This window comes from Nocardiopsis sp. iso_40, from assembly GCF_056173285.1.
This window is the reverse complement of the sequence record NZ_CM149666.1, coordinates 5,115,132-5,131,572: the sequence shown is the minus strand read 5'-3', so window position 1 is coordinate 5,131,572 and position 16,441 is coordinate 5,115,132. Positions and strand designations below refer to the sequence as shown.

The following is a 16,441-nucleotide window of genomic DNA, read 5'->3' as shown; positions in this document are numbered from 1 at the left end:
ACGGCCCGAAGACCGTGCCCTCCGCCCGGGCCCCCGCCCGGCTACTCGCCCTTCGGCTGGGCCCGGCGCTTGTCCGGCTCGAAGATCGCGTTCACCAGGTCGGTGCACCACTTGAGCAGTTCCAGGTCGCGCAGCGGCTTGCCGCCCAGCCCGCCGGCCTTGGGGACCGGGACCAGGAGGGTCCTGGTGGCCTCCTTCCGGATGGACTTGGGGTACATCCGCCGCAGCCGCAGCTCCTGGGACTCGCGCAGCTCCACCGGGGAGAACCGGATCTGGTTGCCCTGCATGACCACGTCCGCCAGCCCGGCGGACTTGGCCAGCACCCGGAACCGTGCCACCGCCATGAGGTTGTCCACCGGCTGCGGCGGGGTGCCGTACCGGTCGGTGAGCTCCTCGTAGGCGGCGAGGATGTCCTCCTCGCTGGCGACGCTCGCGATCCGCTTGTAGGACTGCAGGCGCAGCCGCTCGCCCGGCACGTAGTCGTGCGGGATGTGCGCGTTGATCGGCAGCTCGACCTTGGTCTCGGCCTCGGCGGCCGCCTCCGGGTCCCCCTTGAGCTCGGCCACGGCCTCGCCGACCATGCGCACGTACAGGTCGAAGCCCACGCCCGCGATCGTCCCGGACTGTTCCGCGCCCAGGATGTTGCCCGCGCCCCGGATCTCCAGGTCCTTCATCGCCACGTACATGCCCGCGCCCATCTCGGTGTGCTGGGCCACCGTCGCCAGCCGCTCGTAGGCGGTCTCGGTCAGCGGCTTCTCCGGCGGGTACAGGAAGTACGCGTAGGCGCGGTCGCGGCCGCGGCCCACCCGGCCGCGCAGCTGGTGCAGCTGGGACAGGCCGTAGGTGTCGGCGCGGTCGATGATCAGCGTGTTGGCGTTGGGCACGTCCAGGCCGGACTCGACGATGGTCGTGGAGACCAGGACGTCGTAGTTCTTCTCCCAGAAGTCGACCATGACCTTCTCGAGCTGCTGCTCGTTCATCTGGCCGTGCGCGTACGCCACCCGGGCCTCGGGCACCATGCGCTTGATGGACGCCGCGACCTTGTCGATGGACGCCACCCGGTTGTGCACGAAGAACACCTGGCCCTCGCGCATGAGCTCGCGCCGGATCGCCGCGGTGATCTGCTTCTCCTCGTAGGGCCCCACGAAGGTGAGCACCGGGTGGCGTTCCTCCGGCGGGGTGAGGATCGTGGTCATCTCACGGATGCCGGTCAGACCCATCTCCAGGGTGCGCGGGATGGGTGTGGCCGACATCGACAGCACGTCCACCTGGGTGCGCAGCCGCTTCAGGGCCTCCTTGTGCTCGACGCCGAAGCGCTGCTCCTCGTCGATGATGATCAGGCCCAGTTCCTTGAACCGGGTCTCGGCCGACAGCAGCCGGTGCGTGCCGATGACCACGTCGACCTCGCCGGTGCGCAGCCCCTCCCGGGTCGCCTCGACCTCGCCGTCGGTCTGGAACCGCGACATCGGTTTGACGGTGACGGGGAAGGAGGCGTAACGCTCGGTGAAGGTCGACAGGTGCTGCTGGACCAGCAGGGTGGTGGGCACCAGCAGGGCGACCTGTTTGCCGTCCTGGACCGCCTTGAACGCGGCGCGCACCGCCACCTCGGTCTTGCCGTAACCCACGTCGCCGCAGATCAGCCGGTCCATCGGGACCGACTTCGACATGTCCTTCTTGACCTCGTCGATCGCGGCCAGCTGGTCGGGCGTCTCCACGTACGGGAAGGCGTCCTCCAACTCGTGCTGCCACGGGGTGTCCGGGCCGAAGGCGTGCCCGGGCGAGGCCTGCCGTGCCGAGTACAGCCGGATGAGGTCCCCGGCGATCTCGCGGACGACCTTGCGGGCCCGGCTCTTCGCCTTGGTCCACTCGGCGCCGCCCATCTTGGACAGCGTCGGCGCCTCACCGCCCACGTACCGGGTGACCTCGCCGAGCTGCTCGGTCGGCACGAACAGGCGGTCGCCGGGCTGTCCGCGCTTGGACGGCGCGTACTCGATGAGCAGGTACTCGCGGGTGGCGCCCTGGATCTGCCGGCTCACCATCTCCAGGTACCGGCCCACGCCGTGCTGCTCGTGCACGACGTAGTCACCGGGTTTGAGCTGGAGCGGGTCGACCGTGCCCTTGCGGCGGCTGGGCATCCTGCGCATGTCGCGGGTGGAGGACTTCTGGCCCGCCAGGTCGGTCTCGGTGAGCACCACCGTGTGCACCGACCGCAGCAGGAACCCGTGGTCGACCAGTCCGGTGGTGACGGTGGCGATCGCCTCCTTGGGCGCTTCGGCCAGGTCGTCGGTGAGGGTCGCGCCCAGCCCGGCGTCGCGCAGCATCGCGACCAGGCGCTCGGCGGGGCCGTGCCCCTGGGTGACCAGCACGACGCTCCAGTTGTCGTGCAGCCAGCCCTTGACGTCGGCCAGGGCGCGCTCGGTGTCGCCGCGGTAGGAGTCGGCGGGCACCGCGCCCACCACGACCGCGTCGTCCTCCTCGGCCGGGCCCTTCTCCTCGCCGGAGCTGAACGGTGTCAGCCCCCACCAGGGCAGGCCCAGGTCCGCGGCGTTCGCACGCAGCTCGGAGATCGACATGTAGGCGGATTCGCCCAGGTCGATGGGGGCCTCTCCGCCGGACGCGGCGTTGATCCAGGAAGCGTCCAGGAACTCGGCGCTGGTGGCCTCCAGTTCCACGGCCCGGGCCCGGATCCGCTCGGGGTCGCAGCCCACCACCATCGCGTTCGGGGGCAGGTGGGCGAGGAAGGGCTCCATGCGCTCGGCGAGCACCGGCGCGAAGGCCTCCATGCCCTCGACCGACACGCCGTCGGCGATCTTGTTGAGGACCTCGGCCAGGGAGGGGTGCTCGGCGGCCAGGGCCCGGGCGCGTTCGCGGACGGTTTCGGTGAGCAGCAGTTCCCGGCACGGCGGCGCGAACAGGCCGGAGGCGGCGCTGGTGCGCGGGCCGGTGCCGTCGCCCTCGACAGGGGTGATGGAGCGCTGGTCGGCGACCTGGAAGTAGCGGATGTCGTCGACGGTGTCGCCCCAGAACTCCAACCGGAGCGGGTGTTCCTCGGTGGGCGGGAAGACGTCCAGGATGCCGCCGCGTACGGCCATGTCGCCGCGTTTGTCCACCAGGTCCACGCGGGCGTAGCCGGTGTTGGTCAGGGCGCTGACCACGTCCTCCAGGGCGACCTCGTCACCGGGCCGGATCCGGACCGGTTCCAGGTCCCCGAGTCCGGCGACCAACGGCTGCAGGACGCTGCGGACCGGGGCCACCACCACCCGCAGCGGGCTGGTGAGCGGGTCGGAGGGGTCCGGGTGCGCCAGGCGGCGCAGCACCGCCAGGCGCTGGCCCACGGTGTCCGAACGAGGGGAGAGCCGTTCGTGCGGCAGGGTCTCCCAGGCGGGGAAGAGCGCGACCGAGTCCGCGGGCAGCAGTGAGCCGAGCGCGTCGGTCAGGTCGGCGGCCTCCCGCTCGGTGGCGGTGACGGCGAGTACCGGCCGTTCGGCGCCCACGGGCGCGTCGGCGGCCAGCGCCCCCACCATGAAGGGGCGCAGCGCCGCCGGGGCGACGAGGTCGAGATGGGGATCGCGGCCGCTTCGGGCGGTCTCGATCGCGCTGTGCAGTGCCGGGTCCTTGGAGACGTCGGCGAGAAGTCCAATGAGGCTCATAGCACCAGAAAATGGGAGTGGTCCGGTTCAGGCGTCGCGTCCTGCGGTTCGTGCGGTGGCGAGGCGGTTGCAGCCGCGGTCCCCTCCGTGATGTGCCCCGGCACCGGCACCCGCGTGTGTGCGGCGGGCACGGTCGCCGCCGCCCCGCGGGTCGCTGGGGGCGGTCCGTACGTGGGCGGTGACGGTGCGGGCGGCCGTGGCAGAAGGGCCCGGGTCACCCGGCTCCCCTCAGCTTATCCAGTCCGCCCGTCGGGTGCGGGCCGGGTTCGCGGGGTCGGCGGTTCGGAACCGGTGCGACGGTCCCCGTGTCCTCGGGCCCGGGGACACGGGCGGGTCGTGTTCATGTGAACCCGTTCCGAACAGGCTCTATTCCGGATCGGCCGCCGTGCCGACGGGCCGGGCCCCCTGTCGGGCATACGCTGGGCGCACGCATTTCGCGGCCGGATCCGAGCTGACGGATCCGGGCGGACAGCCAGAGGAGAGGAAGCGCGTGGTGAGTTCCCACAGGCAGGGGAGCGGGTCGGTCGAGGACACCGGCCGACAGGCCGCTCCGGTCTTCGCCCCAGGTCCGGACGGTCTCGCCCACCTGGAGCTCATCCTCAGCGGCGCCTACCCGCTGCCCGGGTTCATGACCCGGGAGGAGGCGGTGTCGGTGGCGGACCGGGGGCGGTTGCCCGACGGTCGGCCCTGGCCGGTTCCGGTCACCCTGGAGGTACCGGAGGAGCTGGTGGGGGAGGAACGCCTCACCCTCACCGACCTGGAGGGAGCCCCCCTGGCGGAGCTGGCGGTACGGGAGAGCTGGGAGTCGCGGGAGGGCACCGGGGAGGGCGGTGCCCTGGTGACCCGGCACCACCTGGCCGGAGACGTCAGCCTGCTGCGTCCGCCCACGTACGGGGTTCTGCGGGAGCTGCGCCCCACCCCCGCCGAGGTGCGCGCCCAGCGCGGCCTCGAACCCTGCGCTGACCAGCCCCTACTCGCTGTGGTCACCGACCGGCCCCTGCACCACCGGGCCCTGCACCAGATCCGCGCCGAGGCCGAGGCCCTGGGCAGTGACGGGGAACGCACCGAGATCCTGGTCATCATCGACACCGGCCTGCACGACGAGGGCCTGGCCGCCGCGGTACTGGCCGCCGAACCGCTGCTGCCCCGCAGCTCGTTCGTCGTGGTCACCCTGCCCCGTTCCCAGGCACGCGCGGCCGGAAAACTCGGCGGCGCCTGGACCGAACGCGACGTCGCCCTGGCCGCCCACGTCGCCGCCGCCTACGGGGCCACTCACCTGTTGGCCGAGGTCGGGGAGCAGGGGCCCGAGACCGAACGGGTGATGGTGCTCCAACCGCCGCTGACCGTCCTGGACCCCGAACCCTGGCGGTACGACACCGAACAGGCGCTCTGGAAGCCCCGGACGCACGTCGACCCCCGGGCCGCGCTCGGGGAGCTGCCCGACGCGCAGGTCGAGGCGGAGCTGGCGCACGGGCGTGAGCTGCCCTCCTGGTTCACCCCGGCCCGGGTCGGCGCCGAACTGGCCCGGCTGCGCCCGGCGCGCACCGAACGCGGCCTCACCCTGCTGTTCACCGGACTGTCGGGTTCGGGGAAGTCCACCATCGCCCAGGGGGTGTGCGACGGCATCCGCCGTTCCGGGCGCACGGTGACCCTGCTCGACGGCGACGTGGTGCGCCGCATGCTCTCCAGCGGGCTGACCTTCTCCCGGGAGGACCGCGAGCTCAACATCCGCCGTATCGGCTACGTGGCCTCGGAGATCACCCGGCACGGCGGGGTGGCCGTGTGCGCGCCGATCGCGCCGTACGCCGTCGGCCGGGCCGAGGTGCGTGCCATGGTGGAGGAGTTCGGGGACTTCTTCCTGGTGCACGTGGCCACCCCCCTGGAGGAGTGCGAGGCCCGCGACCGCAAGGGCCTGTACGCCAAGGCGCGGGCGGGGGAGATCCCCGAGTTCACCGGTATCTCCGACCCCTACGAGGAGCCGGTCGACGCCGACCTGGTGGTCGACACAGTGGACGCGGACCCCGCCGAGTCCGTGGCCCGGGTGATGGCGGCCCTGCGCGAGGGCGGCTGGCTCCCCGTGTCCGACCAGCACGTGAGTGAGGACTGACATGAGCGAAGCGTCGAACCCGGACGGTGCGGTCGAGGCCGCGGAGGGGGCGGCCGCCCCTGACGGGCGGGGCGCCCCGGCGCCGGGGCACCGGGTGCTGCGCCTGGTGGAGGTCATGGAGACGCTGCGCCGGGAGTGCCCCTGGGACAGTTCCCAGACCCACGAGTCCCTGGCCAAGTACCTGATCCAGGAGTCCTACGAGACCCTGGAGACCATCGAGGACGGCGACTACCCGCAGCTGCGCGAGGAACTCGGCGACGTCCTGCTCCAGGTGGTCTTCCACGCCGCGATCGGCACTGAGCGCCCCGAGGGCGATCCGGCGCGTTTCACCGTGGACGACGTCGCCGACGCCATCATCGACAAGATGACCCGGCGTCACCCGCACGTGTTCGGCGGGGTGGCGGTGTCCGGAACCGACGAGGTGTGGTCGAACTGGGAGGCCATCAAGGCGGCCGAGCGCGCCGAGAAGGCGAAGGCCAACGGCGGCAGCGGTGAGACCTCGGTGCTGGACGGGGTGCCCTTCGCGCAACCCGCGGTGCTGCTCGCCTACGAGCTCCAGAAGCGGGCCGTGCGCAACGGTTTTCCCGCCGACCTGGTGGGTGACGACGGGGCCGAGGGCGGGGAGCTGTTCGCGGCGGTCGCAGCCGAGCGGGACCAGGGCCGGGACGCCGAGACCGACCTGCGCTCGGCCGCGCGCCGTTTCGACGCCCGGGTCCGCGCGGCGGAGGAGGCCGCGCGGGCGGACGGCCGCGAGCCGCGTGAGCTCACCGAGGGGGAGTGGCGCGGGTACTGGGCCAAGACCGGGGAGTGACCCCCGGGCCCCTCGGTTCCCGGGCCCCTCAGGGGGCGGGAGGGGACTGCCGGCGGTCCCGGACGCTCTCGGGGAGGTCGCGCACGTTGATCACCTCGGTGGAGGGGTCGCTGGGCGCCAGCCCCGCGCTGAACGACTCCTGCGGGCGGCGGGCGGTCTCGCTGATGGTCAGCAGCAGGCCCACGATCAGCCAGTTGGCCATCAGCGCGGACCCGCCCGCCGACAGGAACGGCGTGGTCATACCGGTGAGCGGGATGATCAGGGTGGCGCCGCCCAGCACGATGAACACGTTGAACGCGGTGATGAAGCCGTAGCCGAACGCGGTGAGCTTGAGGAACACGTCCCGGCAGCCCAACGCGATCCGCAGGGCTCGCTGGGCGAACAGGAACAGCAGCGCCAGTACCGCCAGCAGCCCGGTCAGGCCGAGCTTCTCGCCGACCGAGACCAGGACCAGGTCGCTGTCGGCGGCGAAGAGGTTCTGTATCTCGCCGTCGTGGAAGCCGGTGCCCAGGAGCCCCCCGTAGGCCAGGGCGATCAGCCCCTCCACCACCTGGAAGCTGCCGCCGTTGCTGTGGTACACCTCCGGGTCGAAGGCGTCCAGCCAGATCCGCACCCGGTTCTGGACGTGCCCGAACAGCAGGTAGGCCACGTAGGCGGCGGCGGAGAAGGCCAGCAGGCCGATGAGCACCCAGGACTTGCGCGCGGTGGCCGCGTAGAGCACCGCCAGGAAGGTGCCGAACAGCAGCAGGGAGGTGCCCAGGTCCTTGGTGCCGACCAGTAGCAGGACCGCGATGCCCCAGCCCACGGCCATCGGTGCCAGGTCGCGGGCGCGGGGCGCGCTGAACACCTTCACCCCGCCGACCCGGAAGGTCCGGGTGACCAGTGCCATGACGTCGCGTTGGCGGCCGAGGTAGGAGGCCAGGAAGACCACCAGCAGTACCTTCGCGAACTCCGAGGGCTGCATGGTGAAGGGGCCGACCATGATCCACCGCCGGGCGCCGAGCACCTTGTGGCCCAGCGGTGACAGCGGAAGCAGGAGCAGGACCAGCGCGCACAGAGCGATCAGGTAGGTGTACATGGTCAGGCGGCGGGGGTGCCGTACGAACAGCACCGCGGCCGCGCACAACCCCATGCCGATCATGGTCCACAGCAGTTGGCGGTCGGCCTCGCCGTTGCCGGGATCGTTGTCGCGGGTCATCTGGAGAGCCCAGATCATGGTGGTTCCGAGCCCGCTCAGCGCCGTGGCCACCGGGAGCAGGACCGGGTCCGCGTAGGGCGCCACGAAGCGCAGCAGGACGTGCAGGCCGAGCGCCCCCGCCCCGAGCGTCAGCGTGTAGACCACGGCGCGGGAGTCGATCCCGTCGGTGACGGACACGGAGGCGAAGAGCAGTGCGGCGGCGGTCACCCCGATCGAGGCCAGGAGGAGGGTGAGTTCGGCGCGTCTTCGGCGCACCGGGCGCAGGGTCCCGTCTGTCGGGTCGGTCTGCGGATTGGCCATGCTTGTCCTCTTACCGTTCGCGCGAGGGCCGGAGCTTCTGTGCGGGGGTGGGGCATGGCCCGTAGTTGGAACTATAGGCACGGGCGGGGCGGGTTCAAGCGGAACGGCCGGTTCCGGGCGGTTCGGTTTGGGGCGGGTCCGGGGCGTCCCGGCCGCCCCCGAAGGGATCCGGGGCCCGCCTCCGCGTTCGGTGGAAGTGGAATGTCCGGTATGGACTAGACCAATCCGGCAGGGCGGGGTCCACCGGTCGGGGTACGGGTCGCTAGTCTCGTGTCCGGGTCCGGAACGCGTGGACCCAGACACCGAAGAGACGGAGAGATCGTGGCGTCCATCGAGTCAGTACAGGCGCGGGAGATCCTTGACTCCCGGGGCAACCCGACAGTCGAGGTCGAGGTTCTGCTCGACGACGGGACCATTACCCGCGCGGGTGTCCCCAGCGGTGCCTCCACCGGAAGGTTCGAGGCCGTCGAACTGCGCGACGGCGGCGACCGCTACGGCGGCAAGGGCGTGACCAAGGCGGTCACCGCCGTCAACGACGAGATCGCCGACGAGCTGCTCGGCCACACGCCCGACGAGCAGCGCATCATCGACCGTGCGCTCATCGACCTGGACGGTACCCCGGACAAGTCCCGGATCGGCGCCAACGCCATCCTGGGCACCTCCCTGGCCGTGGCCAAGGCCGCCGCCGAGGAGGCCGGGCTGCCCCTGTTCCGCTACATCGGCGGCCCCAACGCGCACGTCCTGCCCGTACCGATGATGAACATCCTCAACGGCGGTGCGCACGCCGACAGCAACGTCGACATCCAGGAGTTCATGGTCGCGCCCGTCGGCGCGCCGACCTTCTCCGAGGCCCTGCGCTGGGGCACCGAGGTCTACCACTCCCTCAAGTCGGTCCTGAAGGCGCACGGCCTGGGCACCGGTGTCGGTGACGAGGGCGGCTTCGCCCCCAACCTGGACAGCAACCGCGCCGCCCTGGACCTGATCGTCGAGGCGATCGAGAAGGCCGGGTACAAGGTCGGCACCGACATCGCGCTGGCCCTGGACGTGGCCGCCAGCGAGCTGTTCTCCGACGGGGTGTACTCCTTCGAGGGCCAGACCCGCACCGCCGAGGAGATGGCCGCCTACTACGCGGAGCTCGTCGACGCCTACCCGCTGGTCTCCATCGAGGACCCCCTCGACGAGGAGGACTGGGACGGCTGGAAGAAGCTCACCGAGCAGCTCGGCGACCGGGTCCAGCTGGTCGGCGACGACCTGTTCGTCACCAACCCGGAGCGGCTCCAGCGCGGCATCCTCGCCGACACCGCGAACTCGCTCCTGGTGAAGGTCAACCAGATCGGCACCCTCACCGAGACCCTGGACGCGGTCTCCCTCGCCCAGCGCAGCGGTTACACGGCGATGATCAGCCACCGTTCCGGTGAGACCGAGGACACGACCATCGCCGACATCGCGGTGGCCACCAACGCCGGGCAGATCAAGACCGGTGCCCCGGCGCGCAGCGAGCGTGTCGCCAAGTACAACCAGCTGCTGCGTATCGAGGAGGAACTGGACGACGCCGCCGTCTACGCGGGCGTGTCGGCCTTCCCGAGGTTCGCCAAGCGCGGCTAGTCTGCCCCAGTGTCCCGCGAAACCAAACAGCAGCCCACAAAGGCCAAGAAGACGGCCAAAGCCGACAGGCCGGTGAAGGCCGCTGCCAGGCGCGGCGCCCCCGGTGCCGCGAAAGCGGACACGAGGAACGCGGGTGAGGGCCGCACCCCCAGGGTGCGGCCCATGCTCACCAGCCGGGCGGCGATCCTCGCCCTCGTCGTCTGTGTGATCGCGCTGAGCCTGGCGTATCCGCTGCGGGAGTACGTCATGCAGCGTTCCCAGATCGCCCAGCTCCAGGACGAGCGCGCCCGTATGCAGGAGAACGTCGCCCACCTCCAGGAACGGGAGGAGGCGCTCAGCGACGAGGAGTACGTGGAGCGCGAGGCCCGGGCACGCCTCCACTACCAGTACCCCGGCGAGACCGCCTACATCGTCATCCGCCCCGAGTCGGAGGCCGAGGACGAGGCCGACCCGGCTGCCCCCGACGAACCGTGGTTCACCCAGTTGTGGCGTTCGGTCGAGGAGGCGGACCGCCCCGAACCCGATGACGGGCTCTGACCGCCCGTTCGGACCACTCCCGTCCGTTGCCGACCGCAGGCGTGCTGTGCCGGAGGCGTCCGTTGAGGGCGATGGGCGACGGGTGAGGGAAGGGCTGCGCCAGAGGCGTCCGTTGAGGGCGGTGGAGGGCGACGGGTGAGGGAAGGGCTGCGCCGGAGGCGTCCGTTGAGGGCGGTGGAGGGCGACGGGTGGGCCTATGCTGTGTTGGTCATGACTTCCGCAGATCAGCCCGTTCCGGGGCACACCGACGGCGGTCCCGCCTCCGAGAGGGACCTCGCCGCGATCGAACTCCAACTGGGCCGCCCGCCGCGCGGGGTGCGTGCCGTCGCGCACCGCTGCCCCTGCGGTCTCCCCGACGTGGTGAAGACCGCCCCGCGTCTGGAGGACGGCACCCCTTTCCCGACGCTGTACTACCTGACGTGTCCACGCGCCGCCTCGGCCATCGGCCGTCTGGAGAACGACGGCCTGATGCGCCAGATGCAGGAGCGCCTGGGCGGGGACCCGGATCTCCGGGCCGCCTACACCAGGGCTCATGAGTCCTACCTGGAGGAGCGGGCCGAGCAGGCGCGGGCCGACGGGCTGGAGCCGCTGCCCGAGGGTATGCAGAGCACCGGGGGTATGCCCTCCCGGGTCAAGTGCCTGCACGCGCTGGTCGGCCACGAGCTGGCCGCGCCGGGGACCAACCCGTTCGGCGCCGAGGCGCTGGCGGAACTCCCCGAGTGGTGGGCGAAGGGCCCCTGTGTGTGCGTGGACGAGAACGCCCCTGAGGGCGCTGAAGGGACGGACGTTTCATGAGCGGTGTCGCGGCGATCGATTGCGGAACCAACTCGATCAGGCTCCTGATCGCCGACGTCGTCCTCCTGGACGGTGACGAGGTCCAGGTGGTCGACGCCGACCGGCGGATGGAGGTCGTGCGGCTGGGCGAGGGCGTCGACGAGACCGGTGTGTTCGCGCCCCAGGCCCTGGAACGCACCTTCGAGGCGCTGCGCGGCTACGCCGAGGCGATCGAGGCGCACGGGATCCCGTTGGGCCCGGACGGGGTGCGGATGGTCGCGACCAGCGCGACCCGGGACGCGGGCAACCGCCAGGAGTTCGTGGACGGCGTCCGCGGCATTCTGGGCGTGGAGCCCGAGGTGGTCACTGGTCTGGACGAGGCCGAGCTGTCCTTCGTGGGCGCCACCGCGGAACTGGAGGCCGAGGCCGCGGAGGGAGGGGCCGGCGATTTCACCCCGCCCTTCCTGGTGGTCGACATCGGTGGCGGGTCCACGGAGTTCGTGCTGGGGGGTCTGGGCGAGGACGAGGAGCTGGTGCGCGCGTCCCTGTCGGTGAACGTGGGCTGTGTGCGCATGACCGAGCGCCACCTGCGTGCCGACCCGCCGACGAAGGAGCAGGTCGAGGCGGCCACGGCCGACATCGAGGCCGCTCTGGACGAGGTGGAGAAGGTGGTCCCGCTGCGGGAGGCCGGTTCGGTGGTGTGCGTGGCCGGGACCGCGACCACGGTCGCCGGGATCGCGCTGGACCTGCCCGAGTACGACTCCGAGCGAATCCACCACACCCGGGTCTCGGCCGCGGAGCTGGAGCGGATCACCGGGGACCTGCTGACCTCGCGGCACGCGGAGCGGGCGGAGATCGGCGTGATGCACCCGGGGCGGGTCGACGTCATCGGGGCGGGCGCCCTGGTGCTCTCCCGCGTTCTCGCGCGCACCGGAGCGGACCACTTCACGGCGAGTGAGCACGACATCCTCGACGGTGTCGCGTGGAGCCTCATCGTGCCGGAATAACCGGGTCAAACTAGTGTCAACCAGGGCGTAACCTCCCAAAAGAGTACTTCGGGCACCCCCGAGGGGCCCTTTGGGGAGGTCCGCCCTGGGTCCCCAGGTGAGACGCATCACCCGTATGGCCCTTGTGAATGCATTCACAACCCTTTTGACCTGCAAAAACTTCTTTTGTGTGCACGTGGGAGTGGTCGGAAGGTGGGCGGATGTGAACCTTCCTGTCGGTAGGTGCTTGTGAAAGAATGCACAAGCAGCCTTCGAGTCGGGGCCAAAACCACGGCTCGGGGGACCCGGCGCCGACCGGCGCGGGGGACCGAAGACCGTGACAGCCTTCGCGGCCCTTGAGGCAAGGGCGCCACAGAACAACCGTTAGGGCGGAAATGCGATGACCGAGAGCAGGAACTACCGGCTGGTACACGGTGGCGGGGACGAGGCGGAGATTCCGCACATCCTCATCGTCGGCGGCGGTTACCTCGGGATGTACACCGCGAGGCGGCTGGAGAAGAAGCTCGGATCCGGTGAAGCCCGTATCACCGTCATCGACCCGAACTCCTACATGACCTACCAGCCGTTCCTGCCCGAGACGGCCGCGGGCAACATCTCCCCGCGCAACGTCGTGGTCCCGCTGCGCAAGGTCTTCAACCGGGTCCGCGTGCTGGGCGGCCGCGTCGTGCGCATCGACCACGCCGACAACACGGTCCGCTACGAGCCCAACGCCGGCGAGCCCGAGACCCTCCGCTACGACTACCTGGTGATGGCGGCCGGAGCGGTCTCCCGCACCCTGCCCATCCCGGGCCTGGCCGAGTGGGGCGTCGGCATCAAGACCGTCGAAGAGGCGGCCTACCTGCGCAACCACGTGCTCAACCAGCTGGCCATCGCCGACTCCACCAACGACAGGGAGGTCCGCGCCAAGGCGCTGAACTTCGTGTTCGTCGGCGGTGGTTTCGCCGGTGCCGAGGCCATCGCCGAGCTGGAGGACATGGTCCGCGACGCGGTTCGCCTGCACCCCTCGATCGACCTCGAGGACGTGAACTTCTACCTCATCGAGGCCGCGGACAAGATCCTGCCCGAGGTCGGCCCCGAGGTCGGCGGCAAGGCCCTCAACCAGCTCCGCCGCCGCGGCATCGACGTGCGGCTCGAGACCTTCCTCGAATCCGCCACCGACCAGCGCATCAAGCTCAGCGACGGCAGCGAGTTCGAGGCCGGCACCCTGGTGTGGACCGCGGGCGTCAAGCCCAGCCCGGTCGTCTCCGCCAGCGACCTGCCCCTCGGCCCCAAGGGCCACGTCGACACCAGCGAGTACCTCACCGTCAACGGCACGGACAACGTCTTCGCCGGCGGCGACAACGCCCAGGTCCCCGACGGCAACGGCGGCTACTACCCGCCCAACGCCCAGAACGCCGTCCGCCAGGCGCCGGTGCTCGCCGACAACGTCATCGCGACCCTGCGCAACGGCAAGCTCAAGGCCTACCGGCACAAGAACCTCGGCGCGGTGGCCGGGCTCGGCCTGCACATGGGCGCGGCCCAGCTGTTCGGCAAGATCAAGCTGAACGGTCGCCTGGCCTGGTACGCGCACCGCTCCTACCACCTGCTCGCGGTGCCCACCTTCAACCGCAAGCTGCGGGTCCTCTCGGACTGGACGCTCGCCTTCTTCCTGCGCCGCGACTTCGCCGCGCTCCCGGAGATGTCCGAGCCGCGCCAGGCCTTCGAGGAGGCCAGCCAGCCCCAGGTCGAGAACGGTCACCTGCGCAGGGTCAGCTGATCCGACGCCCGCGGCGCCGCCCACCCGCCGCCGAACCGCCGTCACATCCGCGAAACGACCGGTTTCCACTGGAAGCCGGTCGTTTCGTGTCCCCATCCGGCCAAGCTGATCCAAAGTGGGCAATCGGCCCGGCCGGTATGATGGGCGTGCCCTCGTAGCCCAATGGAAGAGGCAGGCCCCCTAAAAGGGTCACAAGTGTCGGTTCGAGTCCGACCGGGGGTACTTTTTAGTGCTTGCTTTGGTCCTCCGCTTCGCTTCGGACCGTGTTCGGCGCCTTTGCGGAGGGATTCTTCATCCTCGGCTGCGCCTTGCTCGTTCCTCGCTGGCGGCTTGCCTCGTCTTGCAGAACCCTCCCCGGCGCTCGAACCAAAGAACACCCCCTGGGGTGGAGGTGGGCAGGTAGGGGGACCTCCTGGGGTCGGGTGAGCGGGAAGCACTCCCCTGGGGTGAAGGTGGGCAGGCAGGGACGCCCCCTGGGGCGGAGGGGTGTGGACACCCCCTCTGGCTGAGGTGAGTCGATCAGGGGACCCCTGGGGCCGGTGTTTGCCGCCGGTTCGGAGGGTCTGACAGGTCTGAGGGACCCCTGCAGCGTCCGAAACCCGTCCGGCAGGGTGTCCGCTGCTTCCAAAACCCTCCCAACCGCGATGATCTTGCTACCAGGGGCAAGTTCGGCGCCCTTGGGGTCAAGTAGTTGTTGCAAGATCACCGCCAATAGAGGGACCCACATCTAATGCGGCTGGGACGGGGTCCGCGTCCGGTCGGCCCGTCAGTGCTGCTCCATCAGCAGTTGGAGCTGTGTGAACAGGCGCTCGCCGGGGTCGCCCAGGTCGATGCCGCTCACGGCGGCCGCGCGGCGTACCCGGTAGCGGAGCGTGTTCGGGTGGATGTGCAGTCGTTCGGCCGCGGCCCGCGCGTCACCGAAGGCCTCCAGGTACGCCAGCAGCGAGTGCACCAGGTCCGCGCCGCCCGCCTGGTCGTACTCGATCAGACGGATCACCCGTGGGTCGCGCAGGGACGGATCCGCACGCAGGTGCGCGAGGGTTTCGCTGATCAGCACCCGGGAGCGTACGTCGGAGATGGTCGCCACCTCCCAGTCGGTGTCCCGGTCCAGGTCACGTCCCATGGCGTCGAGGACCCGGTCCGCCTCCGCGCGGGACTCGGGCACGTCCGCCAACCGTTCCACCAGCGAACCCACCGCCGCCTGCACGTGCGACCCCAGCGCGGCCCGTGCGGCCGCCACCGTCTTGCGGGTCAGCGCCAGCACCGAGTGCTCGACCCCCCGCCACCCCTCCTTGCCCGGTCCGCGGGCCAGGTCAGGCAGCAGCACGTACACGCGTCCGCCGAGCTCGGTCACCAGTGAACTGCGCCGGTAGGCGGCCGTGTGCACGGACACCAGGTCGATGAGCTGGCGGCGGCGCAGCTCCCGGGCGGGGCGGTCGGGCCGCCCCTGGGGCTGGGCGCCCTCCGGTTCGGCGGCCTCGACCGCGGAACCGCTCAGGGAGAAGGCGACCACCAGGGCGGCCCGGTCGGTGTGCACCTCGACGGTGTCGGCGAGCGCGCTCGCGTCGATCCGCCCCTCCAACAGGCTGGACAGCAGGTCCTCGCGCAGCCGCAGCCCGGCGCTGGTCTGGGTGCGCTGCCGGATCATCTGGAGCGCGGTGGTGCGGGCGGCGCCCAGCAGGGCCTCCTCCGCGTGCCGGGACAGGGGCTGGGACCCCTCCTGCACCCAGATCGCGCCCAACGGCTGGCGTCCGGCGTGGATGCCCACCGCCAGGCGGCGGCGGATACCGAGCTCGGGGTGCTCCTCGACCCGGACGACCTCCTCACCCGCCCGCAGCTTGGTGAACACGCCCCACTGCCGCAGCAGCGCGAGGTAGGACTCGGGTCCCTGACGGCCCAGGACCGACAGCCGCCTCAGCTCGTCCACCTCGGCGCCGCTGGAGTAGGCCAGCACCCGGCTCGCGGAGTCCTCGATGCTGACCAGGCCCCCGGTGAGCTGCGCGATCGTCTGCGCCATGGAGAACAGGTCGCCGGTGGCCTCGCCCAGGTCCTCGGAGGCGGTCAGCCGGGCGTCGTCCACGATGCTCTGGCACACCGACTGGAGCTGGTCCCAGCGCACCTCGGGCCGGACCGCCAAAAGCGCGACCCCGCTCTCCTGGGCCTCGGTACGCAGGGCCCGCAGCTCGTCGGCGGCACCGGACCTGGGCGGCCGGTTCCGCTGTTCACCGGAGGGCGGCAGCGTCTCCTCGGGCGGGGAGTACCCGCCGGCCTTGACCGCGACGGCCGCCGCGCCCTGCCCGGCCAGCATGCGCACCAGGCGCCGGGCGGCCCCGCCCCGGACCCCGATGAGCAGGACCAGGTCCCCCTCCCGGGCCTCGACCCGGTCCTCGGGGTCGATGATGACGACATTGTTCACCTGGACATCAAGTCCGTCGGGGGCCGCCGCAACGTCCACGATGGGGTCGCCGAGGGCCAGAAGGAGGCGGCGCAGGGGCAGGCCCGCCACCTCGTCGTCCTGTGATCCTGGTTGAACAGGCATGGCGTCGTTCCTCACCGGTCGTGTCCGGGGACCGACACTACTGGAGCGGCCGGGGCGGGGCGTCGGGCCGTGATCGTCCAGCCGTGTCTTGTTTTGTCCTACCGGACAAATAAGGCTGGCAAAGAGTGGTCCGCCCCACAAGGTCTGGCGGGGTCTG

10 protein-coding genes and 1 tRNA gene are annotated in these 16,441 nt (G+C 71.0%); 8 read left to right on the top strand and 3 right to left on the bottom strand.

Annotated elements, in window-relative coordinates:
* Positions 1-41: 41 nt before the first annotated feature.
* Positions 42-3,650 carry a transcription-repair coupling factor gene (gene mfd, locus AC0VYD_RS22205; protein ID WP_475477333.1) on the bottom strand — a complete coding sequence of 1,203 codons (3,609 nt, stop codon included), beginning with the start codon at positions 3,648-3,650 and terminating at the stop codon, positions 42-44.
* A 490-nt stretch (positions 3,651-4,140) separates the two neighbouring features.
* Here mfd and cysC point away from each other — a divergent pair, with 490 nt between their 5' ends.
* A complete protein-coding gene (gene cysC / locus AC0VYD_RS22200; RefSeq protein WP_475477332.1) occupies positions 4,141-5,757 on the top strand; it encodes an adenylyl-sulfate kinase in 1,617 nt (538 codons plus the stop codon).
* 1 nt (position 5,758) lies between these two features.
* Positions 5,759-6,568 (top strand): MazG family protein, encoded by an 810-nt coding sequence (locus tag AC0VYD_RS22195; RefSeq protein ID WP_475477331.1) that lies wholly within the window; start codon positions 5,759-5,761, stop codon positions 6,566-6,568.
* 28 nt (positions 6,569-6,596) lie between these two features.
* On the opposite strand, the gene AC0VYD_RS22190 is transcribed toward AC0VYD_RS22195, so the two are convergent.
* Positions 6,597-8,066: an FtsW/RodA/SpoVE family cell cycle protein gene (locus tag AC0VYD_RS22190; protein WP_475477330.1), complete on the bottom strand. Its 1,470-nt coding sequence runs from the start codon at positions 8,064-8,066 to the stop codon at positions 6,597-6,599.
* 321 nt (positions 8,067-8,387) lie between these two features.
* Here AC0VYD_RS22190 and eno point away from each other — a divergent pair, with 321 nt between their 5' ends.
* From eno to AC0VYD_RS22160, 6 genes are all read left to right on the top strand, one after another.
* Positions 8,388-9,671 (top strand): phosphopyruvate hydratase, encoded by a 1,284-nt coding sequence (eno, locus tag AC0VYD_RS22185; RefSeq protein ID WP_191273953.1) that lies wholly within the window; start codon positions 8,388-8,390, stop codon positions 9,669-9,671.
* A 162-nt stretch (positions 9,672-9,833) separates the two neighbouring features.
* Positions 9,834-10,208 (top strand): FtsB family cell division protein, encoded by a 375-nt coding sequence (locus tag AC0VYD_RS22180; RefSeq protein WP_475477329.1) that lies wholly within the window; start codon positions 9,834-9,836, stop codon positions 10,206-10,208.
* Positions 10,209-10,418: 210 nt separating this feature from the next.
* Positions 10,419-11,003, top strand: coding sequence for a DUF501 domain-containing protein (locus AC0VYD_RS22175; RefSeq protein ID WP_475477328.1), 585 nt, complete (start codon positions 10,419-10,421; stop codon positions 11,001-11,003).
* On the top strand, positions 11,000-11,989 hold the full coding sequence (locus tag AC0VYD_RS22170) for a Ppx/GppA phosphatase family protein (protein ID WP_475477327.1): 990 nt from the start codon (positions 11,000-11,002) through the stop codon (positions 11,987-11,989). The genes AC0VYD_RS22175 and AC0VYD_RS22170 overlap by 4 nt, the downstream gene beginning before the upstream one ends.
* Before the next feature lie 379 nt (positions 11,990-12,368).
* Positions 12,369-13,745, top strand: a complete 1,377-nt coding sequence (locus tag AC0VYD_RS22165; protein ID WP_475477326.1) for an NAD(P)/FAD-dependent oxidoreductase — start codon at positions 12,369-12,371, stop codon at positions 13,743-13,745.
* Positions 13,746-13,893: 148 nt separating this feature from the next.
* A tRNA-Leu gene (locus AC0VYD_RS22160) sits at positions 13,894-13,967 on the top strand.
* 544 nt (positions 13,968-14,511) lie between these two features.
* Here the strand turns inward: AC0VYD_RS22160 and AC0VYD_RS22155 are convergent.
* Positions 14,512-16,284, bottom strand: a complete 1,773-nt coding sequence (locus tag AC0VYD_RS22155; protein WP_475477325.1) for a PucR family transcriptional regulator — start codon at positions 16,282-16,284, stop codon at positions 14,512-14,514.
* Positions 16,285-16,441 lie beyond the last annotated feature (157 nt).